The organism is Aliidongia dinghuensis (genome assembly GCF_014643535.1).
GTDB classification, from domain to species: Bacteria; Pseudomonadota; Alphaproteobacteria; order ATCC43930; family CGMCC-115725; genus Aliidongia; species Aliidongia dinghuensis.
This window is the reverse complement of sequence record NZ_BMJQ01000008.1, coordinates 289,443-312,504: the sequence shown is the minus strand read 5'-3', so window position 1 is coordinate 312,504 and position 23,062 is coordinate 289,443. Positions and strand designations below refer to the sequence as shown.

Annotated in this window: 24 protein-coding genes; 14 read left to right on the top strand and 10 right to left on the bottom strand. The window is 67.9% G+C overall.

Translation table 11 applies throughout. The annotated features are described in order from the left end of the window. Nucleotides 1-10: 10 nt before the first annotated feature. Genes IEY58_RS17155 through IEY58_RS17140 form a run of 4 tightly spaced genes read left to right on the top strand, consistent with a single transcriptional unit; the run spans nt 11 to nt 3,232 of the window. Nucleotides 11-820 carry a CoA transferase subunit A gene (locus tag IEY58_RS17155; protein ID WP_229743776.1) on the top strand — a complete coding sequence of 270 codons (810 nt, stop codon included), beginning with the start codon at nt 11-13 and terminating at the stop codon, nt 818-820. After that, nucleotides 817-1,572, top strand: coding sequence for a CoA-transferase (locus IEY58_RS17150; protein WP_189047916.1), 756 nt, complete (start codon nt 817-819; stop codon nt 1,570-1,572). The genes IEY58_RS17155 and IEY58_RS17150 overlap by 4 nt, the downstream gene beginning before the upstream one ends. Further along, nucleotides 1,569-2,780 carry a CaiB/BaiF CoA transferase family protein gene (locus IEY58_RS17145; RefSeq protein ID WP_189047914.1) on the top strand — a complete coding sequence of 404 codons (1,212 nt, stop codon included), beginning with the start codon at nt 1,569-1,571 and terminating at the stop codon, nt 2,778-2,780. The genes IEY58_RS17150 and IEY58_RS17145 overlap by 4 nt, the downstream gene beginning before the upstream one ends. Continuing rightward, nucleotides 2,777-3,232: an acyl-CoA thioesterase gene (locus IEY58_RS17140; RefSeq protein ID WP_189047912.1), complete on the top strand. Its 456-nt coding sequence runs from the start codon at nt 2,777-2,779 to the stop codon at nt 3,230-3,232. The genes IEY58_RS17145 and IEY58_RS17140 overlap by 4 nt, the downstream gene beginning before the upstream one ends. Nucleotides 3,233-3,260: 28 nt before the next feature. On the opposite strand, the gene IEY58_RS17135 is transcribed toward IEY58_RS17140, so the two are convergent. Beyond that, complete coding sequence (locus IEY58_RS17135) at nt 3,261-4,625, bottom strand: hypothetical protein (protein ID WP_229743775.1); 1,365 nt, start codon at nt 4,623-4,625, stop codon at nt 3,261-3,263. A gap of 179 nt (nt 4,626-4,804) precedes the next feature. Between IEY58_RS17135 and IEY58_RS17130 the strand changes: the two genes are divergently transcribed. Further along, nucleotides 4,805-5,155: a c-type cytochrome gene (locus IEY58_RS17130; protein WP_229743774.1), complete on the top strand. Its 351-nt coding sequence runs from the start codon at nt 4,805-4,807 to the stop codon at nt 5,153-5,155. 145 nt (nt 5,156-5,300) lie between these two features. On the opposite strand, the gene IEY58_RS17125 is transcribed toward IEY58_RS17130, so the two are convergent. Together IEY58_RS17125 and IEY58_RS17120 are read right to left on the bottom strand one after the other, a co-directional pair. After that, nucleotides 5,301-6,446 carry a TIGR03118 family protein gene (locus IEY58_RS17125; protein ID WP_189047907.1) on the bottom strand — a complete coding sequence of 382 codons (1,146 nt, stop codon included), beginning with the start codon at nt 6,444-6,446 and terminating at the stop codon, nt 5,301-5,303. A gap of 160 nt (nt 6,447-6,606) precedes the next feature. Next, complete coding sequence (locus IEY58_RS17120; RefSeq protein ID WP_189047905.1) at nt 6,607-9,522, bottom strand: PAS domain S-box protein; 2,916 nt, start codon at nt 9,520-9,522, stop codon at nt 6,607-6,609. Nucleotides 9,523-9,728: 206 nt separating this feature from the next. Here IEY58_RS17120 and IEY58_RS17115 point away from each other — a divergent pair, with 206 nt between their 5' ends. Beyond that, nucleotides 9,729-10,325 (top strand): helix-turn-helix domain-containing protein, encoded by a 597-nt coding sequence (locus IEY58_RS17115; RefSeq protein ID WP_189047903.1) that lies wholly within the window; start codon nt 9,729-9,731, stop codon nt 10,323-10,325. Nucleotides 10,326-10,404: 79 nt separating this feature from the next. Here IEY58_RS17115 and IEY58_RS17110 read toward each other — a convergent pair whose 3' ends face one another. Next, nucleotides 10,405-11,622 (bottom strand): polyhydroxyalkanoate depolymerase, encoded by a 1,218-nt coding sequence (locus IEY58_RS17110; RefSeq protein WP_189047902.1) that lies wholly within the window; start codon nt 11,620-11,622, stop codon nt 10,405-10,407. Between the two features lie 567 nt (nt 11,623-12,189). Beyond that, complete coding sequence (locus IEY58_RS17105) at nt 12,190-12,429, bottom strand: hypothetical protein (RefSeq protein WP_189047900.1); 240 nt, start codon at nt 12,427-12,429, stop codon at nt 12,190-12,192. A gap of 197 nt (nt 12,430-12,626) precedes the next feature. Between IEY58_RS17105 and IEY58_RS17100 the strand changes: the two genes are divergently transcribed. After that, entirely contained in the window at nt 12,627-13,121 is a 495-nt protein-coding gene (locus tag IEY58_RS17100) for a SixA phosphatase family protein (protein ID WP_189047898.1), read from the top strand. An 18-nt stretch (nt 13,122-13,139) separates the two neighbouring features. Here IEY58_RS17100 and IEY58_RS17095 read toward each other — a convergent pair whose 3' ends face one another. The 3 genes from IEY58_RS17095 to IEY58_RS17085 form a co-directional block, all read right to left on the bottom strand. After that, the gene (locus IEY58_RS17095) at nt 13,140-13,823 is read right to left on the bottom strand and encodes an HdaA/DnaA family protein (protein WP_308422437.1); all 684 of its coding nucleotides are present in this window, start codon (nt 13,821-13,823) and stop codon (nt 13,140-13,142) included. Continuing rightward, complete coding sequence (locus tag IEY58_RS17090; RefSeq protein WP_189047896.1) at nt 13,820-14,995, bottom strand: AI-2E family transporter; 1,176 nt, start codon at nt 14,993-14,995, stop codon at nt 13,820-13,822. The genes IEY58_RS17095 and IEY58_RS17090 overlap by 4 nt, the downstream gene beginning before the upstream one ends. Nucleotides 14,996-15,109: 114 nt before the next feature. Beyond that, nucleotides 15,110-16,267 (bottom strand): DUF2066 domain-containing protein, encoded by a 1,158-nt coding sequence (locus IEY58_RS17085; RefSeq protein WP_189047894.1) that lies wholly within the window; start codon nt 16,265-16,267, stop codon nt 15,110-15,112. A gap of 150 nt (nt 16,268-16,417) precedes the next feature. On the opposite strand from IEY58_RS17085, the gene purM reads away from it, so the two are divergent. The 7 genes from purM (at nt 16,418) to IEY58_RS17050 (ending at nt 21,961) form a co-directional block, all read left to right on the top strand. Further along, nucleotides 16,418-17,485, top strand: a complete 1,068-nt coding sequence (gene purM, locus IEY58_RS17080; protein ID WP_189047892.1) for a phosphoribosylformylglycinamidine cyclo-ligase — start codon at nt 16,418-16,420, stop codon at nt 17,483-17,485. Then, on the top strand, nt 17,473-18,165 hold the full coding sequence (gene purN, locus IEY58_RS17075; RefSeq protein WP_189047890.1) for a phosphoribosylglycinamide formyltransferase: 693 nt from the start codon (nt 17,473-17,475) through the stop codon (nt 18,163-18,165). Before purM ends, purN begins: the two co-directional genes overlap by 13 nt. Nucleotides 18,166-18,215: 50 nt before the next feature. Next, nucleotides 18,216-18,338, top strand: a complete 123-nt coding sequence (locus tag IEY58_RS17070) for an aa3-type cytochrome c oxidase subunit IV (protein ID WP_189047888.1) — start codon at nt 18,216-18,218, stop codon at nt 18,336-18,338. 137 nt (nt 18,339-18,475) lie between these two features. Beyond that, nucleotides 18,476-19,198, top strand: coding sequence for a GntR family transcriptional regulator (locus IEY58_RS17065; RefSeq protein WP_189047886.1), 723 nt, complete (start codon nt 18,476-18,478; stop codon nt 19,196-19,198). 104 nt (nt 19,199-19,302) lie between these two features. Beyond that, nucleotides 19,303-20,586, top strand: a complete 1,284-nt coding sequence (locus IEY58_RS17060; RefSeq protein ID WP_189047884.1) for an MFS transporter — start codon at nt 19,303-19,305, stop codon at nt 20,584-20,586. Then, a complete protein-coding gene (locus IEY58_RS17055; RefSeq protein WP_189047882.1) occupies nt 20,549-21,406 on the top strand; it encodes an amidohydrolase family protein in 858 nt (285 codons plus the stop codon). The genes IEY58_RS17060 and IEY58_RS17055 overlap by 38 nt, the downstream gene beginning before the upstream one ends. Before the next feature lie 87 nt (nt 21,407-21,493). Further along, a complete protein-coding gene (locus IEY58_RS17050; RefSeq protein WP_189047880.1) occupies nt 21,494-21,961 on the top strand; it encodes a DUF1203 domain-containing protein in 468 nt (155 codons plus the stop codon). Nucleotides 21,962-22,040: 79 nt separating this feature from the next. Here IEY58_RS17050 and ndk read toward each other — a convergent pair whose 3' ends face one another. Beyond that, nucleotides 22,041-22,463, bottom strand: coding sequence for a nucleoside-diphosphate kinase (gene ndk, locus IEY58_RS17045; RefSeq protein ID WP_189047878.1), 423 nt, complete (start codon nt 22,461-22,463; stop codon nt 22,041-22,043). Between the two features lie 138 nt (nt 22,464-22,601). Further along, nucleotides 22,602-23,051 (bottom strand): DNA polymerase III subunit chi, encoded by a 450-nt coding sequence (locus tag IEY58_RS17040; RefSeq protein ID WP_189047876.1) that lies wholly within the window; start codon nt 23,049-23,051, stop codon nt 22,602-22,604. Nucleotides 23,052-23,062: the final 11 nt, after the last annotated feature.

Sequence of the window (23,062 nt, the reverse complement as noted above, 5' to 3'; positions counted from 1 at the left end):
AGCCGGGCCTGTGACCGCCGGACATCCGACCGATCTCGATGCCGCTCTGCGCCTCGTCGAGGACGGCGCGCTTGTGGCGATCCCGCCCGACTATGCCGGCGTCGCCATGGCGGCGACGCGGGCGCTCATCCGGCGCGGCATCCGGAACTTGCGCCTCGTCTGCGTGCCCCAGAGCGGCCTGCAGGCGGACCTGCTGATCGGTGCCGGCGTCGTCGCCGAGATCGAGACCGCGGCCGTCACGCTCGGCGAATACGGCCTTGCCCCGCGCTTCACGGCGGCAATCCGCGAGCAGCGCATCCGCATCAAGGATGCAACCTGCCCCGCCATCCACGCCGGGCTGCAGGCGAGCGAAAAGGGTGCGCCCTTCACCGCCATGCGCGGGCTCATCGGCAGCGACCTCATCAAGGTCCGGCCCGACTGGCGCGTGATCGACAATCCTTTTGGTTCGGGCGACGATCCGGTGGCGCTCATCCCGGCGATCCGGCCGGACGTGGCGTTGTTCCACGCCCCCATGGCCGATCGCAACGGCAATGTCTGGGTCGGCAAGCGCCGGGAACTCGTCACCATGGCCCATGCCTCGGCCACGAGCGTCGTGACGGTCGAGCGGCTCTATGACGGCGACCTGCTCGCCGACGACACGCTCGCGGCCGGCACGCTGCCGGCGCTCTATGTTGGCCGCGTCGCCATTGTGCCCGAGGGCACCCGGCCCATCCGCTTCGGCGCCCGACCGAACGACGGCCCGCACCTCGCCGAATATGCCGAGCTCGCGGCGACGGACGCCGGCTTCGCCACATATCTCGCCCGGGAGCTCGCGCGATGACCGGGAATTGCCGTCCCGAGGAACTGCTGATTGGCGTGGTGGCCGAGCTCATCGGCCGAGTGCGCCACGTTGCGGTCGGCGCGCTGTCGCCGATTCCGGCCGCCGCGGCACTGCTCGGCGCCCGGCGCCATGACGGCATGCGCGTGTCGATCTTGAACAGCCGCCGCCACAGCTTCTTCACCGATGGCGGGCGCGAGCTGTTCGACTGCGCCGGCCAGGGCCGGATCGACGCGTTCTTCCTCTCGGGCGGCCAGATCGACGGCGCCGGCAACGTCAACCTGGTGGCGATCGGCGATTATGCGGCGCCGAAGGCGCGCTTCTCCGGCTCATTCGGTTCGGCCTATCTCTATTACGTCGTGCCGAAGGTCATCCTGTTCCGCCTGGAGCACACCCGGCGCACGCTGGTCGAGCAGGTCGATTTCGTGTCGGCGCCTGGCACCAGCGCCCCTGGCGTCTATCGGCCGGGCGGCCCACATGCGCTCGTGACCAACCTCTGCGTCTTCCATTTCGACAAGACGGCCGGCCGCTTCACGCTCGCGAGCCTGCACCCGGGTGTGACACTCGAGGAAGTGCGCGACCGCACGGGCTTCACCTTCGCGGCACCGGACGTGGTGCCGACGACGGCAGAGCCGTCCGAGGCCGATCTCGCGCTGATGCGCGGCCCGGTCGCACAAGACCTGGCCGAGACCTATCCTGCCTTCGCCGCCGAGGTGCTCGGCTGGCGCGCCCCTGCCGGAGAGACCGTTCCATGACCATTCAACCCCATCCCGGCGCGCTCGCCGGCATCCGGGTCGTCGACCTGACCCGCGTGCTCGGCGGTCCTTACTGCACGCAGATCCTGGGCGACCACGGCGCGGAGATTATCAAGATCGAGCCGCCGACCGGCGACGAGACGCGCGGCTGGGGCCCGCCGTTCCGCGACGGCGACGCGTCCTATTTCATTGGCGTCAACCGCAACAAGCAGTCGGTCGCCATGGACTTCACCAAGCCCGAGGCGCGCGAGATCCTGTTCCGCCTGCTCGAGGACGCCGACGTGCTGGTCGAGAATTTCAAGGCCGGCACGCTCGAGCGCTGGGGCATCGGCTACGAACAGACGCTGCGCGCGCGCTTCCCGCGCCTGATCCACGCCCGCGTCTCGGGGTTCGGCAGCGACGGCCCGCTGGGCGGCCGGGTCGGCTACGACGCGGTGATCCAGGGCATGGCGGGCCTGATGAGCGTCAACGGCGAGCGCGGCGGCTCCCCGCTCCGCCTCGGCATTCCGATCGTCGACCTTGCGACCGGGCTCAACACGGCGCTCGGCATCCTGATGGCACTGATCGAGCGCGGCAAGTCGGGCCAGGGCCAGTTCGTCGAAGCCTCGCTGTTCGACAGCGGCGTGGCCCTGCTGCACCCGCATCTCGCCAACTACCTGATCAATAACAAGATTCCGGGTCGCACCGGCAGCGCGCACCCGAACATCAGCCCGTATGACTGCTACCCGACCAAGACCGTGCCGATCTTCCTCGCGGTCGGCAACGACCGGCAATACGCGATGTTCTGCCGGCGGCTGGGCGTCGAGGCGCTGATCGACGACCCGCGCTTCGCCGCCAACCGCGACCGCGTCGCCAACCGCGACGCGCTGACGGCGCTGCTGCAGCCGGTGCTGGACGAACTCGACGGCTATGACCTGGCGGAGCGGCTGCTGGCCGAGGGTGTGCCCTGCGGGCCGGTGCTCGATCTGTCCCACGTCGTGGAGCACCCGCAAACGATCCATCGCGAGATGGTCATCGAGGAAGGCGAATACAGCGGCTTCGGCACGCCGATCAAGCTGTCGCGCACGCCGGGCGGCCTGCGCAGCGTGCCGCAGAAGTTCGGTCATGCGACGCGTGCGGTGCTGGCCAAGGCGGGCTATTCGGAGACCGAGATCGACCGGCTGATCGCGGAGGGCATCGCGTTCACCACCCACGACGCAGCCTCATGAGCAGCGCCGGTTTCGCCCCGCCGGCCCTCGATCCAACCGACCGGGCGAGCTATCACGATTGGGTCGAGGACGTGCTGCGCTACGGCGACGTCGACCGGCAGAACCACGTCAACAACGTGGTGTTCGCGAGCTTCTTCGAGAACGGCCGCGTCCACTTCCTCGATACGGTGGTGCGCCCGCTGATCGAACCAACCGACCTGTTCGCGCTGGTCAAGATCACCGTCGAGTTCCGGCACGAGATGCATCATCCCGGCACGGCCGCGGTCGGGACCCGGCTCGCCCGGCTCGGCCGCAGCTCCGTCGCCTTCGCCCAGGGTCTGTTCAACGAGGGCCGCTGCGTCGCGATCGCGGAAAGCATCGTCGTGTTGATGGATGGCGAGAACCGCAAGTCGAAGCCATGGCCGGACGAGGCGGCAGTGGTGCTGCAGCGCCTGGCGGACGGCGCCGCGTAGCTGCCTGCGGCGAAGCACCTTCGGCGCCTCAGAAGGCGATCCAGGCATAGAGAAAGAGGGTGTTGTTGTCCGACGCGTTGCGGCCCCTGCCGTCGAAGTTCGTGCGGCCGCCGTTGAACTTGTCGTTGATGATGTACTGGATGCCGATGCGGCCGTTGAGCTGCGGCCAGAACGACGGTCCGCCGTGGCTGAACGGCAGGTACGCGATCTCGGCGATCCAGCCGTCGCCGTTCGGACTGCCGGTGGGCGTGCCATAGAGCTGCGCGTCGGCGCTGCCGTTGATGGCGAAATAGCCGCCGGTCACGCTCCAGGTCCGATCGTAGGTGTATGAGGCCGAGAGGTTGGTGCTGCGCAGCAGGTCGTGCCCGTTGCTGGCGAGACCGAGGGGCCGGCTGGCGCCGAGCGTCTGGCTCTCATGGATCCACGAGCCGCGCAATGTGACGGCGTCGCGCTCGCCGATGTACTGGTACTGCAGGTCCAGGCCGATATCGGAGACGTGATCGGTGCCGAAGCCGATCTTCCTCGAGGGGACCACATCGGCCGAAAGACCGAACGTGCCGACCTCCAGATGGTTGTTACCCCAGCCGGGCTCGACCGCCACGCGCCAATAGGGGGCCGTGCCGGAGATCGGAGACTCCCCGGTCGTGTCGACGCCGAAGAAGGTTTGGGTCCGCTTCGACAGCGAGCGATAGCCCGAAAGCTCGACATAAAGGAGGTCGTTCCAGAACGCATAGGCGCCGGCACCGGCGACCTTCTGTGCCTGAGTGCCCTCGACCAAGGTGGCTGCAGCGGGCTTTGGTGCGAGCGACGAGGAAATGAAGGGAAAGCGCCAGGCCGGCGTTGTGTTCCAGACGTCCTGCACCGTCGGGTTATTGTTGAGCGTGGCGCCCCAGATCAGGTCCTCGCCGAATAGGGTTCCGGTGTTGGCGTAGCGGATGTCCGTATTGTCCCAGCCGAAGCGGCGCGCCGTGCTGTCGTAGGTCGCCTGGACGAAGGCCCCGGCGTGATCGGTGATCCGCCCGCCAGTGAAGAGACTTGCCTGTTGCAGGGCCAGGTTGTTGTTCGGCCCGAAATGCGGGGCGGCGCCACCCCGCTGGCCCGCCTCGGTGTGGGTGTAGGCGGGCTGCAGCATGACTGCGAAGGGCGGCAACGTCGAGGTGCCCCCGCCCATCGTGTAGCCGTTGAGCTTGAAGCGGCGGCCGACCGGTGTCAGTTCGGGAAATGCCACGTGGCAGGTGGCGCAGGGCTCGCCGGTCTGCCGGGCATAGAGCGGCAGCGCATCAGCGCCTCGAGGATAGAACACCGCCACGGCAATGCCGACGAGGGTCCCCATCCCCGCGACGGCGGCCACGACCACGGCCGCCCATTGCCCCTCGCTGCGCATCGGTGCCATGGCGACGCTCCCGCGCCCCAGGCGCGCTGGGTGCGCTGCGATGACTTCCCCCATTGGTCCGAGGACACCCAGCGCGCATGGAATATTCCACCGCGGGCTCACGTCTCTAGAAGCAGCACCATTGGCTTCACGAGAGCCCTTCGAGGGGCCGCGCTATGCCTTCATCTGTGCAAATTGCCGTGCTCGCCGGGCTGGCCTCCGTCATGACGATGGTGGCAACCGGCGCCCGCGCCGAGGACGATGGCGCGCAGATCTTCCGGCGCACCTGCGCGCTCTGCCACTCGATCGAAGCGGGCAAGAACCGGGTAGGCCCGTCGCTTGCCGGGGTCGTCGGACGCCCGGCCAGCAGCATCCCGGATTTCTCCTACTCGACGGCAAACAAGGCCTCGCACGTGGTCTGGACGCCCGAGGTGCTCGACCGCTATCTCACGGACCCGCGAGGCTTCATGCCCGGCACGAAGATGACCTTTGCGGGCCTGAAGGATGAAGCCGACCGGCAGGCCGTGATCACGTTTCTGAAGGCGCATTAGGCTCTGAAGGCGCATTAGGCGCGCGACCGGCCATCCGGTGATGCGCATGACAAAACGGCCCGCCGGGGATGCTCCGGCGGGCCGTTTCCATTGCCGAGGCTCGCCCCCGGCCAATCACGGCCGAGGCGCGAGCTTGGCGGCCGGCTCAATCCTCATTCTCGCCCTGGTCGTCGTCCTCGTGGTGGACGAAGGCGAGGTTGCCGAACAACCCGTCCGCCTCTCCGTTCGGGCCAGCGGAGAAATAGACCTTGTCCTTGTCGCCACCCTTGCCGCCGTTGCCGACAATCAAGGCCCAGAGTCCGTCGATCTTGAGATCATGGCGCTTCTCGTGGGCCCCATCGGTCTTGAGCGCGCCGCGCGCATGCAGGTTGCCAGGGCGGAAGGCATGGATTGCGCCGTCGCCGAAATTGCCGACGAGCAGCTTGCCGGCGAAGCGGCCGAAGCTTCGCGGTGCGATCGCCAGGCCCCAGGGCGAGTTCAGGTCGTCCCGGTCGTGGACGCTCGCCTTGATCGTGCCGAAGATGTCGACCCGCTCGACGAAGCCGTTGCCGACGCCTTTCACGTCGTCATGTCGTTCGGCGTCCTGTTTGGCATAGGTGACGTAGAGATGCCCGTTCAGGTTCTGGATGTTGAAGGGCGCGAAGTCGCTGGGCAGGCGATGATCGCGGAAGGTGCGGACCAGATGGAAGTGGCCGTCATAGACCTCGACCACGCCGAAGCGGAAATTGGTAGCGAGCAGGTAGCTGCCGCTCGCGTCGGTAAAGATGGTGAGGCCCTTATAGACCGCACTCGGATTCAAGGTCGAATGGTTGACGGCGATCACCGCATTGGTCGGGTCGACCTTGGGCGACCAGCCCGAGATGGTGCCGTCCTCGGTCGCGAACAGGAAGACGGCCGGCGCGGAATGGGTCATGCCCGACTTGTCCTTGGCGCTCACCACGAAATCCTGCGTCGCGTTGAACACCTGGCCGGTCGGCGCCGACGCGCCGGTGGCACCGGGCGGGGCCGGTATGGTCACCGTGAGGAGCTTGGTGCCCTGACCGTCGAAGACGAGGGCGAGGCCGGCACCGTTGGCCGAGATCCAGAACGGCCCGGTCGGCGCATAGGAAATGCCCCAGGCATTGAGGAGGTTGTGATCCGTGACCACAGCTGGCGGCTTGCCATCGGAGACAATGTCGGTCTGGACGACGACACCGGCCGCCGCCGGGCCAGAGGACGATGCGAGAAGGGCGAGTGCGAGCGTGGCTTCCGTGAGCCAGCGCGGCGCGTGTTGCAATAGCGGTATTGCCATGGACTCTGCCTCCTGCACGCGCGCCGTTCGATGAGGGCACACGCCATCGGGGTCAGGGCGCGCTCTGAACGCGAATAGACCAAGAGACTGGACCGGGTGGTGTTCTATTCCGCGGGCGCGAGCGGAAGCGCCGTGCCATTCCGCTCAATTCGATCCGACCCTAGCCGGTCGAGGCCAGCGCCGCGTTGCCCTCATCGTCTGCGACCCGCTGGAACCGGGCGGTCACAGTCGTTCCGACGCCGAGCGACGAGGCGATCTCGAGCGTGCCGCCCTGCATTTCCATGAGCCGACGTGACAGAGGCAGGCCCAAGCCGGTGCCGTCGCCCTCGCGGTTGCGCGCGTTGTCGACCTGGCCGAACGGCTCGATCACCTTCGACAGATCCTCCTGCGCGATACCGATGCCGGTATCGGCGACCAAGATCGCCGGTGAGCCGTCGGCCAACAGGCTGGTCGACACGACGACCCGGCCGCCGACCGGCGTGAACTTGATGGCATTGGACAGGAGATTGAGCAGTACCTGCTTGATGCGGACCGGATCGCCGACCGCTTCCGGCATGTCGTCCGTCACTACATAGTTAAGCGCCACACCCTTCTGCTCCGCCCGCGCCGCCATCAGACGGCAGCTTGTCTGGACCAGCGCGCCCAGCGTCACCGACTCCTGGTGGAGCACCAGCGCCCCGGCCTCGAGCTTCGCGAAATCGAGGATATCGGTGATGATGGCGAGCAGATGCTCGCCGCTGGCGTGGATGTCCTCCGCATACTCCCGATATTTCGCCGAGCCGAGCGGCCCCAGGCTCTCCTGGCGCATCAGGTCGGCAAACCCGATCACGGCATTGAGCGGCGTGCGCAGTTCGTGACTCATGTTCGAGAAGAAGGCGCTGCGCATCCGGTTCGATCGCTCGGCCTCTTCGCGCGCCGCCCGCAGTTTCTCCTCGTTCGCCTTCTGCAGGCTGACGTCGCGCACCACGCCCACGATCTCGAGCGGCGTCCCGGTCGCGGCGTCGCGCACGAGCTTCACTCGCGTCTCGACCCAGACGAGATGCCCGTCGCGATGGTGGACGCGATAATCGATGGCGGCCGCATCACGGCGCCCCGCGCCGAGTTCGGCGAGCGTTGCGAGCACCTTCGGCCGGTCCGCGGCGAGGACGATATCGCCGGTAACGCCCTGGAGCAGCTCGTCCGGATCGTAGCCGAGGATGTCGCGATAGGCCGGCGAAAGATAGACGCGGCGCCCATCGAGCGTCAGCCGGATGATCATGTCGGTCGCGTTTTCGGCGAGCAGCCGGTAGCGCGCCTCGCTCTCGCGCAGCGCTTCCGCCTGCTCCACCCGCTCGGTCACGTCGCGCAGCATGCTGATGAGCTCGATCGGCCGCCCGGTGCTCTCGTCCCGAAGCACCCGATCGCGCGCCTCCAGCCAGAGCGTATGCCCGTCGCGATGGAGCGCGCGGAAGCTGTAGACGCCGATCTCGGGCCCCTCGCCGCGCAATTCCGCCGCGAAACGATCGGCCACCATGGACTGGTCGTCCGGATGGATCAGGCACGGGTTCTGATGCCCGATCATCTCTTCCGGCTCGATGCCGAGGATCTCGCGACAGGCGGGCGACACGTAACGCCGCGTGCAGTCCGGCCCGATGCGCAGGATCATGTCGGTCGCATTCTCGGCAATCGCCCGGAACCGCGCCTCGCTCTCCCGCTGGGCGCGTTCGGCGGCGATACGGGCGCCCACATCGCGGACGAGGCTCACGATCTCGCCGGTCGGCCGGCCGGCTGCGTCGCGTACCAGCCGGGCCTTCGACTCGACCCATACCCAGCTGCCGTCGGCATGGCGCATGCGATGGCAACTCAGCCCTTCGCCGGCGCCATCCGCGAGCCCGTGCCAGATGGCGATCACCCGGTCCCGGTCGTCCGGATGCAGCTGGTCACCCGGCTGGGTCGCGATCATTTCCTCCGGCGAGAAGCCGAAGATCCCTCGCGAGGCCGGCGAGACGTAGTGACGTTCGAGCGTCACGAGATCATTGACCACGATCATGTCGCCGGCATTTTCGGCGAGCAGCCGGTAGTCGGCCATGACCCGTGCCGTCTCGATCTCGGCCTCGTTCTGCCGGCGCCAGAGCGCGACGAGCCGCCAGCCGAGCAAACCCGACAATGTTCCGAGCAGACCGATGCCGACCAGATGAGCCCGGAAGTCGCGGCGCCAGCGGGCGAGCGCCTCGCTTTCCGCGACGCCGATCACGACCACCAGCGGCAGCTCGGTCGAGCGGTGATAGGCCTCGACCCGCCGCACCCCATCGATCATCGACGGCGTGACAAAGGCGCCGGTCGGCGATTGCCGGACATGGTCGCGGAACAGCGGACCGTCCGCGAAGCTCTTGCCCAGCACCGGTACCAGCACCGGCCAGCGCGTCAGCAGCACGGCATCGGAGCGGAACAGCACGATCGTCCCGTGCCGGCCGAGGGGCAAGCCCGCACAAAGGTTGTCGAAGAAGGAGAGATCCATCGCGGCGACCGCGACGCCGACGAAGCGGCCATGGGCATCGTCGAGCCGGCGCGAGATCGCGATGCTGTAGCGACCCGTGCTGCGGCTAAGATAGGGGGCCGAGATCGCAACGTCGCGATCGAGCTGATCGCGGTGCATCTGGAAGAACTCGCGCCCTTCGGCACTGCCCTCGGCATGGCTTGCAAAGGAGCTCGCGAACCAGCGCCCGTCCTGATCGAGCACCACGAGATCGCGCAGTTGCGGCGTCGCCCGCGCCCGATTGCGCAGCAGCGCGTCGAGTTCCGGCGCGCGCGCCGGATCCAGCCCGCCGGCCGCCACTCGGTCTTGCACCTCACGCAGCGGCAGGTCGACCAGATCGATCGCCCGGGCAATTTGCTGGGCCGTCGAGTCCGCGAGGCTCTGCGCCCGGACGCCCGCAATGTCGAGCGCCACCGCCCGTGCGTTCCAGGCATGCCAGAGGTCGAGCCCGACGAGCGAAAGCACCAGCGCCACCACGAGCCCCGCGGCGGTCGCTTGCACGGTCGTGCCGCCGAGGCGGCCGCGCGCTGCTCTGAAGACGGGCTGGAGGGCAGGCTCCATCACCAATCCGCTCCTATTGGCATGCCGGTGGCACGAAACTGATCTTACCGCCCAAATTCGGCCTGACGCCATCGGTGCGGCGGCCGTTACGGCCCTGGCTTGACAGCACATCCGGCATAACGGACATATCGCCCAGGATATTTTGCCGGCATGAGCCTGGAATGCACGCTGAACACGCTGATACCGCTGAAACCGACCGGTCGGATATGGTCGATGTCACAGACGGCAAGGACCCTGCCGCCGAACTGGCGGCGATCGTCGGCCGCAATCTCCGCCGGTTGCGGACACGGCGCGGCTATTCGCTGGAGCGGCTCGCCAAGCTGTCGGGCGTCAGCCGCGGCATGCTGGGACAGATCGAGCTCGGCCGGAGTGCCCCCACCATCGGGCTCCTGTGGAAGATCGCGACGGCGCTCGACGTCACCTTCGCCACGCTGACCGCAGCGGACGCGGCGGGAGGCACGGCCGTGCTCAGGCTCGATCAGGCGAAGATCCTGTCGTCGAGTCAGGGCCGCTTCACCTCGCGGGCGCTCTTCCCGTTCGACGGGGAACGGCGCGTCGAATTCTATGAGATCCGGATCGCGCCCGGCCATGAGGAGGCGGCACTGGCCCATGCGCCGGGCACGATGGAGAATCTGACCGTGAGCCAGGGGCGCCTCGAGCTGTTCGACGGCGAGGAAAGCCATCTGCTCAATACCGGCGACGCCATCCTGTTCGAGGCCGGCCGGCCTCATCGCTATCGCAATCCCGACGACACGGAGACCGTTGTCTACCTTGTCATGACCTACGACGAGACCATCGGCTAGCGACGGCACGCCGGAAATGCAATGGCCCCGGATCGCACGATCCGGGGCCTTTCCTTGTCCGCTCACGCGGGTGTCGACGTCAGCCGTGGCTACGGATGAAGTCGCGCACCACCGGATAGATCTCGGTCGACCAGCGGCGGCCGTTGAACACGCCGTAGTGACCGACCTGGCGCTGCAGGTGATGCGCCTTCTTGCTGGCCGCGAGCCCCGTGCACAGGTCCTGGGCGGCCGACGTCTGGCCGACGGCGCAGATGTCGTCCTTCTCGCCCTCGACCGTCAGCAGCGCGGTCCGCTTGATCGCGCGCGGCTCGACCTTGCGGCCGCGCGACACCAGGCGGCCGAGCGGCAGCGCGTGCTCCTGGAACACCTCGCGGATGGTCTGCAGGTAGAATTCGGCCGGCAGGTCCATGACGGCGGTATATTCGTCATAGAACTTCTGCGTCGCCTCGGCGCTCTCGCCGTCGCCCTTCACCAGATGGTGGAACAGATCGACATGGGCGTTCACGTGCCGGTCGAGATTCATGGTCATGAAGCCGGCGAGCTGCAGAAAGCCCGGATAAACGCGCCGGAAAGCACCCGGATAGCGCAGCGGGACCGAGGTGACGACGTTGCGCTCGAACCAGTCGATGTCGCGCGTGGTCGCGAGCACGTTCACCTGGGTCGGATTGATGCGCGTGTCGATCGGGCCGCCCATCAGCGTCATGGTCGCCGGCTGGTTGGGCGCACCGTCGGCCGCCATCAGCGACACCGCCGCGAAAACCGGCACCGCCGGCTGGCACACGGCGATGACGTGATTCCGGGGCCCGAGGAAGTTCATGAAGCCGGTGATCGTGTCGATGAAATCGTCAAGATCGAACCGGCCATGGATGAGCGAGACGTTGCGCGCGTTCTTCCAGTCGGTGATGTAGACGTCATTGTCGGGCAGCAGCGTCTTGACCGTGCCGCGCAGCAGCGTCGCGAAATGCCCCGACATGGGCGCGACCAGCAGGACCCGCGGCTGCTCCTCAGAACCGTCCTTGGCGAAATGCAGCAGATTGCCGAACGGCGTCTGCAGCACGTTCTCCTCCGTCACCGCAACCTCGCGGCCGCCGACCCGCACCGTGTCGATGCCGAATGCCGGGCGACTGTGCGACATGCCCGAGCGAACGACCAGTTCGCAGGCGGCCGCCATTGCGCGGACCATGACATTGTCGTTCAGCCCCGGCCAGGGCTGCTTCAGAAAAGCGCCGGTTGCTTGGGCCATAACGCGAAACGGACCCATCACGTCGACGTGCGCTTGATAAGCCTCGTACAGCATGTGCCGTCACACCTTCCAAAAGTAATCCGAAGCCCGCGCGTCGCGTCGTGTATCGACTCGACGCTGATCTTCGCTGCCGAAGTCATCGGCAGAACCGCTCAGCGTGTGCGCCCTGTTACAACCCGCATCGGCCGGCTTCGTTCCTGGATAACGGACGAACACCGTCTCGCATTTCATCAGTCCGTAACAATGACGGCGGTCACAATCTAAGCAGCCTTGGCCCTCGGTCAAGCGCTCTCATCCGTCACTTCCACGGACTTTTATGCAAATTTTCAGCTAATGGAAAATACTGGAGAAAGCCCGGTGCGCGCGGCACAAATACTGGGCATTTCGCAGCTGCGCCCATTTTCTCGGCGCCGCAAAATTAGCCACAAGCTGTGGCATTCTGCCAAATGCCCCTCCGGTTGACGCCGGAGACCGCGTTCCAAGGCCCGACTCCATCCATCACGCGACCGAGTATGCACCCGGTCGCTGAAGGGCTTCTTAACGATGGATGGGAGTTGTCGGTTAACGATGCCCAGGCGGACAAGCCGACTGGGCATCGGCCCTAGGGGAGCATTCGGCCGGTCATTCGCCCGGATTGGCCTTGATGTCCTGCTCGATCTGCTCGGTCAGGTCCTTGAGCAGGCGGACGATATCCTCGCGGCTGGTCGCTTCCGCCGCCGCGTTCACCGCGGCCTCGACCATCATGACGCCGACGAGGTAGCCGAGCGCGCCGCCCTCTTCGAGCGCCGCCACCAGATGCCGGTCGGCGATCTCGGCGGCCTTGTCGTAAAGCGCGTCCATCTGGTTGTTCTCGTCGCTCATCTCTTCCTCAGTTGGCTGGCTCAGTTGGCTGGGTCTTGGCCGCTCCCCGGGCCTCGGGCGACGGCAATGCGGCGGGACCCTACCAGGAATCGATCCGGCTCCCACCAGTTTTCATCGTCGGACGCTTGCGTCGCGCGGGCAGCACCGGCACATCCTGCTCTGAGCGATATGATGAAGCCGGAGGACGCCGGAGGACGATGCCAATCAGGAAACTCACTTTGCTGCGCCACGCGAAAGCCGTGCCGGCCCTGCCCGGAGTCGACGACCACAGCCGCCCGCTCAACGGGCGCGGCCGCAGCGCCGCCCGCCAGGTCGGCGTCGAGACCGCCGGCGCCCGGCCCGACCTGGTCCTGTGCTCCACCTCCACGCGGACGCGCGAGACCTGGGCGCTCCTGAGCCAAGCCTGGGAAACGACGCCGCCGGTCCTGGTCGAGGATGCGCTCTATATGGCCGACGTCGAGGCGCTGCTCGCGCGCCTGCGGCGTATTCCGGGCGAGATCAGCCATGCCTGGCTGATCGGCCATAATCCAGGGCTGCATGATCTCGCCAATCTCCTGGCGGAAGGCATCGGCCAGGTCGCCCATTTCCCGACTGCGGCGCGCGCCCGGCTCGAATTCGTGGCCGACGACTGGGACGAGCTCGGGCGTCTGCCGCTGCGCCGCCTCGACGTGTTCACGCCCGCCCGAGACTAAGAGTCCCGCGACTGAGCGTTACCCCTCGTCCGGATAGAGCCGGCGCAGCACGTCGCGGGCAAGCGGCACCGTCACCCGCCGATGGGCCGCGAGCGCCGCCGCGTCGATCGCCGCCACGAGCCGCCGCGCCACCTCGAACGAGCGCTCCATGCGCGCCGTCAGGAAATCGACGACGTCCTCGGCGATCATCAGCTGACGGTCGGCGAACAGCTTGATCAGCACCGCATGGATCAGCGGGTCGTCCGGCGGGAGGATGGCGACGACCGGCAAGGCCTTGAGGCGTGAGGCAAGATCGGGCAACGCGGTGCCCCAGCGCGCCGACGCCCGGTCGGCCGTCAGCAGCAGGCTGAGGCGTCGCTCCGCCGAGCCGTTATAGAGGTGCAGCAGCGGTTGCTCGGCCGCGCGGTCGGCCTGCTCGACGACGAGCGGCCGGCCGGCCTCGAGCAGACGCGGCACGGCGGCCGCGTCGAGCGCGGGTCCGTCGATGAGCCCGGCATCGGCCCGCGCGCGCCAGACGCTCGCAAGATGGGTCTTGCCGGCACCCGGCGGCCCCTCCAGCACGAGCGCCGGCATCGGCCAGGCCGGCCAGCGGTCGATCCAGCCGACGGCGGCGGCATTGCTGTCGGTCACCAGGAAAGCGTCGCGGTCGAGGGCCGGCCGGTGGCCGAGGTCGAGCGGCAGCTGGACCGGCGGGGCGATCACGGCGTACCGCCGGCCGGCGGGGCACCGACATCCCGATGACCGACATCCTGATGACTGGCATCCCGATGATAGGAATCGGGGGGGCAGGCATCCGATTCATTGGCCGGGACTGCGTTGGCAGGGTCGTAGAGCGGGCTCAGGAGATAACGCTTGAGCGCGAAGCGGACGAGCACGCCGATGACGGCAGCCATCGGGACGGCGATCAGCACGCCGACGAAGCCGAACAGCGCGCCGAACGCGAGCAGCGAGAAGATCAGCCAGACCGGATGCAGGTTGACCCGGTCGCCGACCAGCTTGGGCGTGATGATGTTGCCCTCGAGCGTCTGACCGACGACGAACAGTGCTGCGACCACAAGCGGCTTGTGCCAGCTGCCGAACTGGGCGAAGGCGAGGCCGACCGACAGGAGGCCGCCGGTGAAGCCGCCGAGGAACGGGATGAAGATGAGGCAGCCGCACACGAGCCCCAGCACCAGCCCGAAATCGAGCCCGATGATGGTGAGCGCCAGCCCGTAGAACATGCCCAGCAGCAGGCAGACCGACGCCTGGCCGCGCAGGAAGCCACTCAGCGTCTGCTCGATGAGGCGCGCCTGCTCGCGAATCGTCTCGGCGTGCTCGCGCGGCAGCCAGGAATCGATCGTCGCCAGCAGCACCTCCCAATCCCGGAGCAGGAAGAAGGCGACGATCGGCGTGATGAAGACGAGCGAGAGCAGGTTGGCGATCGCGATGCCGCCGGTCAGCAGCGAGGTGATGACCTTGCCGATGCCGGCGAGGATATCGCCCACCTTGGCGCTCGCAGCATCGCGCAGCTTCGCGACCTGGTCGGGGTCGAGCCGGTCCTGCAGCAATGCCAGGAAATGGTCGATCTCGTCGCGCACCATCGCGAGATAGGCCGGGAAATGGCTGACGAGGGCGGTGATCTGGTTCTCGAGCAGCGGCACCAGCAGCAGGATGAACGCGACGATGAGCGCCAGGAACGCGAACAGCACCAGGATCGAGCCCAGCGACCGGGGCACGCGCAGCCGGTCGAGCCGGATGACGAACGGATCGAGCAGGAAGGCAATGGCGGAGCCCATCACGAACGGCAGGAGAATGCTACTCAAGAGATTGAGCACATAGGCGGCAAGCACCACGGCCCCGATCCAGAACAATGTGCGGCCCCAAGCCTGAGTCATGAACACCTCTCCGCCGGGCCTGCCAATCGTTCCGGCGCCCGTCCCCTGCTTCCCGAGTATCGCAGATCGGCCCCACCGGTCGAGCGCGAAGCGATCAGGCCTCGCGCCGCCCGGCTATTGGCCGGCCGATACCGGCGCGGCGCTAGCGGGCTGCGCGGCCGAAACCGGCGTCTTCAGCGCGAGCGTCGCCGTCGGTTGGCCGGGCGTAAACACCAAGTCCTGCTGGGCGAAGCCGATCTTCAGCAGGTCGGCGCTGCCGCGCACCCGGAGCCTGATGTGCACCTCTGAGTGCCCGAACAGATCGACCTGCTCGCCGCGCACGAACGGGATCTTGGAAAGCCGCTCGCGCACCGCGCCCCAGTCGGCAGCACTGGTGATGGGCACGGTCACCGACAGGATCGATTCCTGCTCGCCGCCGCCGAACGTCAGCTGCTTCCATTTGTCCTCGAGCGCCTTTTCGGCCGCGACCACGCCGGCGGCATAGAGCGCGGTATCGGCCTTGGCGCCGGGTACCTGGACGGTGACGGGATCGGCCGAGCCGTCCGGGCTGTAGCGCGCGACCGTGACCTCGAGCCCGTCGCCGCCCGGTGCGGCGGTCGCGACCACCACGTCGCCGCCGCCGTAGTGCTGCGCCAGCGCCTGCAGCTGCTCGGGCGCAGGCTTGCCGGCCGCCGGCGCGTCGAGCACCGACATGTCGGCGAGGTCGCCTGTCGGCAGCACCCAGGGCACGAGACCGGAGCGGCCGTTCGCAGCACCCCAGGCGGCGCGCCAGGGGTTCGGGTCGTCCCACAGCCGGGCCGTATCGCCCGTCCGCAGCAACGGCACGATCACCACGGGCTTGCTCGCGAGCTCCGTCACGGTCAGGTGCGCTTCATGCAGCAGCTTGCGCACGCCGTTCGGGCTGAAGCGATAGGTGTAGCTCGCGAGGTAACGGACCGACGAGCTGTGCTCGTCCTTGACCTCGAAATCCTGGATGAGGTTGACGATCGTGTCGTCGCTCGGCTGTGGCAGGCGCTGCCAGTCGCCCTTCTGCGTCAAACGCTCGAGCAGCTGGCGGAACGCGCGGCGCTCGCCGTCGAGCCGTGCCGCCTCGCGCGCCTGCACGGCGCTCTGTGCCGTCGCGTCGACCGGCACGTCGGCGACCACGTAGGCCGAAGGAAACCCGGCCGCGGCGGCCGGACGCGCCCACAGCAGGAGCGCCAGCGCCAGGACCGCAGCCCCAAAGGGGCCCGGCCCTGCCATGCGCAAGCCAGGGAAGCGTCGCTCGATCATTGAAGTCCGTCCCGTTTCAAGTATGGTCGCCGCCAATCGGTTGTCCTATGGGCTTGGTCGCGCGTCCCCCGGTCAGCAAGGCGGGTCGCCCCGCTTCGCACCCCCGGAGCGCCCCAGGGCCGCACCGCCCGTATAACGCACAAGGATGCCATGAAGAGTCAAAGCTACCGTGACGCAGGCGTCGATATCGATGCCGGCAATGCGCTGGTCGAGGCGATCAAGCCGCTGGCCCGCGCCACCTCCCGCACGGGGGCCAACGCCAGCCTCGGCGGCTTTGGCGCGTTCTTCGACCTGAAGGCCGCCGGCTTCAAGGATCCGCTGCTGGTTTCGACGACCGATGGCGTCGGCACCAAGCTCAAGATCGCGATCGATTCGGGCAAGCACGATACGGTCGGCATCGACCTCGTCGCCATGTGCGTGAACGACCTGGTCGTCCAGGGCGCCGAGCCGCTGTTCTTCCTTGATTATTACGCGACGGGCAAGCTCGACGTGGCGGCGGGCAAGGCGATCATCGCCGGCATCGCCCAGGCCTGCCAGGAGGTGGGATGTGCGCTGGTCGGCGGCGAGACCGCCGAGATGCCCGGCATGTATGCCCACGGCGACTATGATCTCGCCGGCTTCTCGGTCGGTGCCGTCGAGCGCGACCAGGTGATCGACGGCACCAAGGTCGCAGCGGGCGATGTCATCCTGGGCCTCGCCTCGAGCGGGCTGCATTCGAACGGCTTCTCGCTCGTGCGCAAGGTCGTGGCCGAGGCGCAGCTCGACTATGCCGCCCCTGCCCCGTTCGCCCCCGGACTGTCGCTGGCCGAGGCGCTGCTCAAGCCGACCCGGCTCTACGTCACGTCCTGCCTGGCCGCCGTGCGCGCCGGCGGCGTCAAGGCGCTTGCCCACATCACCGGCGGCGGCCTTCTGGAGAATATCCCGCGCGTATTGCCGGACACGCTCCAGGCCGAGCTCGACGTCGCCGCCTGGTCGCTGCCGCCGGTGTTCCGCTGGCTTGCCGAAACGGCCGGCATCGCCGCCCCCGAGATGGCGCGCACCTTCAACTGCGGCATCGGCATGATCGCCGTGGTCGCGGCCGCCGACGCTGACCGGATCGAGCGGATCTTCGCCGAGAAGGGCGAGACGGTGCGCCAGATCGGCCGCATCGTGCCGCGCCCGGCCGAGGCACCTGGCTGCGCCATTCCGGCGCTGGGATCGGCGGCATGGCCCGCCTGAAAGTCGGCGTCCTCGTTTCGGGCAACGGCTCGAACCTGCAGGCGCTGATCGACCTGTGCCGGAGGCCGGGCTTCCCGGCGGAAATCGTGCTCGTCGTCTCGAACAAGCCGGGCGTCAAGGCGCTCGACCGGGCGGCACGCGCCGGCATCGCGACCGCGGTCGTCCCGCACGAGGAATATCCCGACCGGCTGGCGTTCGATCAGGCGATCGACGCGGCGCTGCGCACGGCCGATGTCGAATTCATCTGCCTCGCGGGCTTCATGCGCGTCTTGAGCGAGATGTTCGTCGAGCTCTGGCGCGACCGCATCATCAACATCCATCCCTCGCTGCTGCCGAGCTTCAAGGGCCTGCACACCCATCGCCAGGCGCTCGAGGCCGGCGTGCGCTTCCACGGCTGCACCGTGCATATCGTGCGGCCGCGGCTCGACGACGGCCCGATTCTGGTGCAGGCCGTCGTCCCGGTGCTGCCGGGCGACGACGAGCAGACGCTGGCGGCGCGCGTGCTCAAGGCCGAGCACAAGATCTATCCTCAGGCATTGCGGCTCGTCGCCGAGGGGCGCGTCACGATCGAGGGCACGCGCGCCCGGATCGACGATCAGTTCCTCGGCGCGTTGGAAGAATTGATGAATCCGCCCGATCGGCCAAGGCCGCCCTTGCCAAGCCCGCCCGCTCGGGGGTAACACCGCGGTATCGTTCTTCTTTCTCCCAGGCTTCTTTCGAGGATTTCGCGATGGCTGATACCGAACTCGTCCGGCACCAGCAGATCTGGCACGGCTTCACCAATTTCGTGAAGTACGGCACCGCCGCGGTACTCCTGCTCGTCGTCTGCCTGTGGTTCTTCCTGGTCGCCTGATCCGGCGCCATAACCCGATCACCGACTGACTCCAATCATCGACCGCCGCCGGGCTGAGCCGCCCGCGCGGCGGTTTTCGTCTTGGCGCTCCAGCGCGTCCGCTTGATCCGGACAAGCGCGAAATCGATACTGCGGCCATGGACTCCGACCATCGACTGCCGCTTTACCAGCGCCTGCGCGACCAGATCGCCGGCGATATCACCCGCCATGTCTGGCGCCCCGGTGCCGCCATCCCGACCGAGGCCGAGCTCGCCGAAACCCACAAGGTCGCGGTCGGCACCGTGCGCAAGGCGATCGATCTGCTGGTCGCCGAAGGGCTGGTCGAGCGCGCCCAGGGCCGCGGCACCTATGTCCGCCGACCGAGCTTCGACAGTTCCCTCTTCCGCTTCTTCCGCTTCCAGGGGCCGGACGGCACCCGGCGCGTGCCGGAAAGCCGCATCCTGGCGCGCGAGCGGCTGGCAGGTCCGCCCGAGGTCACCCGCGCGCTGGCGATCGCCGACGGCGCCGAGGTCATCCGCCTCACGCGCCTGCGCCTCATCGACCGGCGCCCGGTGCTGGCCGAGGAGATTTGGCTGCCGGCCGATCGCTTCGCGCCGCTGATGGCGCTCGAGCCGAACGCGTTCGGCGACCTGCTCTACCCGCTCTACGAGACTCATTGCCGCACGGCCGTCGCCTCCGCACGCGAGACGCTCTGGGTCGAGACCATGGCGGCACCGGTCGCAACTCTGCTCGAGCAGCCGCCCGGCACGCCCGCCGTAGCGATCGAGCGGCTGGCGCTGGGATACGACGAGCGTCCGGTCGAGTGGCGTCGTACGCGCGGTCCGGCCGACCAATTCCGCTATCAGATCGAGATCCGCTGACGAGATCTGCCGACAGGCGCCGCGACTCGAGCACTTGACATCGCCCCGGACTCCGTCATTTCTCTAGTCATATATATGACTGAGATCCATCGGGGAGGATGAACTTGATCGACTGGTATCGCGAGTGCGCCCCGGTGGAGCGCCGGACCTTCTGGGCCTGTTTCGGCGGTTGGGCGCTCGATGCCCTCGACGTCCAGATGTTCAGCCTGGTCATCCCGGCCCTGATCGCAACCTGGCACGTGAGCCACACAGAGGCCGGGCTCATCGGCAGTGTCACGCTCGCCACCTCCGCGATCGGCGGCTGGCTCGGCGGCGCGCTCGCCGACCGGGTCGGCCGGGTCCGCGCGCTGCAGGTGACGGTGCTCTGGTTCGCCCTCGCCACCTTCGCCGCCGCCTTCACCCAGGATTTCTCGCAGTTGCTGGTCGCCAAGGCGCTGCAGGGCTTCGGCTTCGGCGGCGAATGGGCGGCGGGCGCGGTACTGATGGCGGAAATCATCCGGCCGGAACATCGCGGCAAGGCGCTGGGCGCGGTGCAGAGCGCCTGGGCCGTCGGCTGGGGCGGCGCGGTGCTGCTCTATGCCGCCGTCTTCTCGGTTGCGACGCCGGAGGTAGCCTGGCGCGTGCTGTTCGCCATCGGCCTGCTGCCGGCAGCGCTCGTGCTCTATGTCCGCCGCGGCATTCCCGAGCCGGCGCGACGCGACGCTCCTTCCGAACGCGCACCGTTCTTCGCGACACTCTTCGGCATCTTCCGGCCGGAGACGCTGCGCGCCACGCTCGTCGGCGGCTTGTTCGGCCTCGGCGCCCATGGCGGTTACTACAGCATCACGACCTGGCTGCCGACCTATCTCAAGGCCGAGCGCGGCCTGTCGGTGCTCGCGACCGGCTCCTACCTGGGCGTGATCATCGTCGCCTTCTTCTGCGGCTGCGTCATCGCAGGCCAGCTCCTGGACCGGCTCGGCCGCCGATTGACCGTCGCCGGCTTCGCACTCGGCTGCATCCTGGTCGTCATCGCCTATGTCATGCTGCCGATCGGCAACGGCGCGATGCTGCTCCTGGGCTTTCCGCTCGGCTTCTTTTCAGCCGGCATCCCGGCCAGCATGGCGACCCTGTTCAACGAGCTCTATCCCGGCGGCACGCGCGGCACCGGCGTCGGCTTCTGCTACAATTTCGGCCGCATCCTTTCGGCCGTATTCCCGACGCTCATCGGCTATCTGAGCGGCTCGATATCGCTCGGCACGGCGATCGGCCTCGACGCGGCCTTCGCCTATGCCCTCGTCCTGCTGGCACTGGCACTCCTGCCGGAGACCCGCGGGAAGACCCTCGGCACCGCAGCCCCAGCGGTCGAGGAAGATGCGACGGAGCTGGTCCCTCACGGCAGCCGCCTCTGAGAAGTCCCGGAGAGCCATCATCGCCATCGACACCCACGCCCACGTCTTCACGCGCGACCTGCCGCTCGCCCCGGGGCGGCGCTACGCCCCGGGCTACGACGCCGACATCGACGCCTACATCGCCCGGCTCGACCGGTACGGCCTCGACCGCGGCGTGCTGGTCCAGCCGAGCTTTCTCGGCACCGACAACAGCTATCTCATTGAGGCGCTGGCCGAGCACCCGACGCGGCTGCGCGGCATCGCCGTCGTGGCACCGGACATCGCGCGGACGGCGCTCGACGATCTGGAACGCGCGGGCGTCGTGGGGCTGCGGCTCAACCTGATCGGCGAGCCGGACCCGCCGTTCGGCTCGCTGCGCTGGCGCCGGCATCTTGCCGCCGTGGCCGAGCGCGGCTGGCAGATCGAGATTCAGGCCGAGGCGCATCGGCTGAACTGGATCCTGCCGCCGCTGGTCGATGCCGGCGTCGCGGTCGTGGTCGATCATTTCGGCAAGCCAGATCCGGCGCAGGGCGTGGACGATCCGGGCTTCCGCCATCTGCTGTCGCTAGGCCCCTCCCGTGCCGTCTGGGTCAAGCTCTCCGGCGCCTATCGCACGGGCGACATCGAGCGTGGCCGGGCAATCGCCGCCGCCGCGGTGCCATTGCTCAAGGAGGCGTTCGGGCTCGACCGGCTCGTCTGGGGCAGCGACTGGCCGCACACCCAGTTCGAAGCGGTCGCAAGCTATCCGAACGCGCTGGCGCTCCTCGGCGAATGGCTGCCCGATGCGGCCGAGCGCGCCATTGTCCTCGGCGAGAGCGCGGCGCAGCTCTTCCGGTTCTGACGAATAGCGGCGCAAGAACCGGAACGTCGCTGGCGCCGGGCCTTCCTAGAGTGGCGGCATCGCGTCACTCGAAGGGATCCCTGCGCCATGAACTTCCGTATCACCGGCCTCTCGCCCGAACCGTTCCGTGCCTTGTTCGGCCTTAGCGACGAAGAGCTCGCCTGCCGCGGCGCCCAGCGCGTGATCGCCGACGCCAAGCCCGGCTATCCGGACCGGATCGAGGTCCGCGATGCCGAGGTCGGCGAGCCGCTGCTGCTCGTCAACTACACCCACCAGCCCGCCGACACGCCGTATCGTGCGAGCCACGCCGTCTTCGTGCGCGAGGGTGCCGAGACGACCTATGACCAGGTCAATGAAGTGCCCGACGCCATGCGCAGCCGGTGGCTGTCGGTCCGGGCGTTCGATGCCGGCCATCTGATGATCGATGCCGACCTCGTCGAGGGCTCGGCGCTCGAAAGCCTGATCGAACGGTTCCTCGCCAACCCGGATGTCGCCTATCTGCAGGCGCACTACGCCAAGCGCGGCTGCTACGCGGCGCGGATCGAACGCGCCTGACCGGTCGGCCCGCCCAAAACAAAACCGCCGCCGGATCGCTCCGGCGGCGGTTTCCGTTTCGACCGAGGTTGCCCGGAAGTTAGGCAACGATCTCCGAGGTGGCGAAGAAGAACGCGACCTCGATCGCGGCATTCTCCAGGCTGTCCGAACCGTGGACCGAGTTCGCCTCGATCGATTCGGCGAAATCCTTGCGGATGGTGCCCGGCGCGGCGTTGGCCGGGTTGGTGGCGCCCATGATCTCGCGGTTCTTGGCGACGGCATTCTCGCCTTCCAGCACCTGAACCACGACCGGGCCCGAGGTCATGAACGAGACCAGATCCTTGAAGAACGGCCGTTCGCGATGCACGGCGTAGAACTGGCCGGCGATCGCCTCGCTCATCAGAATGCGCCGCTGGGCGATGATCCGGAGGCCGGCCTCTTCGAAGCGGGCGTTGATCTTGCCGGTCAGGTTGCGGCGGGTCGCGTCGGGCTTGAGGATCGACAGGGTGCGCTCGATGGCCATGGCCTCGGGTCTCCAGAGGGATGAGAAAGGGTCCGACGGCAGGTCCGTCGCGAAAGAGTGGCGCCTTATAGCCGCAAGCACGCAATGGGAGCAACGCTTCTGCCCACAGGCAAGCCCTGCGTCAGACTCTGCATCGCGTCAGGCTTTGCGTTCCCAGCCGCCGCTCGGCTTCTGCTGCCAATAGGTCAGCTGATGGCCCTCCGCCTGGTAGCGTTTCCAGCGGGTGCGCGCGGCTGAGACCTGGTCATCGTCACCGCCGTCGAACAGGTCGAGGCAACGCTTGAACGGACCCACGTCGGACATTTCGGCGCCGCCGACCTGAGCCAGGAGCTCCGCCCCGTTCGGGTTCTCGTCGGCGGCGGTGAGATAGATCGGCTGGTCGGCACTGCGGCCGTCGCGAGCGCTGCCATGCGGCAGGAAGGTGCCGGCGTCATAGGTCCAGAGCTGGACCACGAGCCGCTCGACCTCGGCCTCGTTCGGGACGCGGACGAGCACGCGCAGGCCCGCCGCGAGCGCCTTTTCGAGGAGGCGCGGCAGCGCCTCCCCGAGCGGGCTCCGTTGCAGGTGGTAGAAGCCGATCTCGGTCATGATGCGGCCGT

Coding starts and splice junctions, on each gene's coding strand:
- IEY58_RS17150 (WP_189047916.1), top strand. CDS start 817: ATGACCGGGAATTGCCGTCCCGAGGAACTGCTGATTGGCGTGGTGGCC.
- IEY58_RS17145 (WP_189047914.1), top strand. CDS start 1,569: ATGACCATTCAACCCCATCCCGGCGCGCTCGCCGGCATCCGGGTCGTC.
- IEY58_RS17140 (WP_189047912.1), top strand. CDS start 2,777: ATGAGCAGCGCCGGTTTCGCCCCGCCGGCCCTCGATCCAACCGACCGG.
- IEY58_RS17135 (WP_229743775.1), bottom strand. CDS start 4,625: ATGGCACCGATGCGCAGCGAGGGGCAATGGGCGGCCGTGGTCGTGGCC.
- IEY58_RS17125 (WP_189047907.1), bottom strand. CDS start 6,446: ATGGCAATACCGCTATTGCAACACGCGCCGCGCTGGCTCACGGAAGCC.
- IEY58_RS17120 (WP_189047905.1), bottom strand. CDS start 9,522: ATGGAGCCTGCCCTCCAGCCCGTCTTCAGAGCAGCGCGCGGCCGCCTC.
- IEY58_RS17115 (WP_189047903.1), top strand. CDS start 9,729: ATGGTCGATGTCACAGACGGCAAGGACCCTGCCGCCGAACTGGCGGCG.
- IEY58_RS17110 (WP_189047902.1), bottom strand. CDS start 11,622: ATGCTGTACGAGGCTTATCAAGCGCACGTCGACGTGATGGGTCCGTTT.
- IEY58_RS17105 (WP_189047900.1), bottom strand. CDS start 12,429: ATGAGCGACGAGAACAACCAGATGGACGCGCTTTACGACAAGGCCGCC.
- IEY58_RS17100 (WP_189047898.1), top strand. CDS start 12,627: ATGCCAATCAGGAAACTCACTTTGCTGCGCCACGCGAAAGCCGTGCCG.
- IEY58_RS17090 (WP_189047896.1), bottom strand. CDS start 14,995: ATGACTCAGGCTTGGGGCCGCACATTGTTCTGGATCGGGGCCGTGGTG.
- IEY58_RS17085 (WP_189047894.1), bottom strand. CDS start 16,267: ATGATCGAGCGACGCTTCCCTGGCTTGCGCATGGCAGGGCCGGGCCCC.
- purM (WP_189047892.1), top strand. CDS start 16,418: ATGAAGAGTCAAAGCTACCGTGACGCAGGCGTCGATATCGATGCCGGC.
- purN (WP_189047890.1), top strand. CDS start 17,473: ATGGCCCGCCTGAAAGTCGGCGTCCTCGTTTCGGGCAACGGCTCGAAC.
- IEY58_RS17070 (WP_189047888.1), top strand. CDS start 18,216: ATGGCTGATACCGAACTCGTCCGGCACCAGCAGATCTGGCACGGCTTC.
- IEY58_RS17065 (WP_189047886.1), top strand. CDS start 18,476: ATGGACTCCGACCATCGACTGCCGCTTTACCAGCGCCTGCGCGACCAG.
- IEY58_RS17055 (WP_189047882.1), top strand. CDS start 20,549: ATGCGACGGAGCTGGTCCCTCACGGCAGCCGCCTCTGAGAAGTCCCGG.
- IEY58_RS17050 (WP_189047880.1), top strand. CDS start 21,494: ATGAACTTCCGTATCACCGGCCTCTCGCCCGAACCGTTCCGTGCCTTG.
- ndk (WP_189047878.1), bottom strand. CDS start 22,463: ATGGCCATCGAGCGCACCCTGTCGATCCTCAAGCCCGACGCGACCCGC.
- IEY58_RS17040 (WP_189047876.1), bottom strand. CDS start 23,051: ATGACCGAGATCGGCTTCTACCACCTGCAACGGAGCCCGCTCGGGGAG.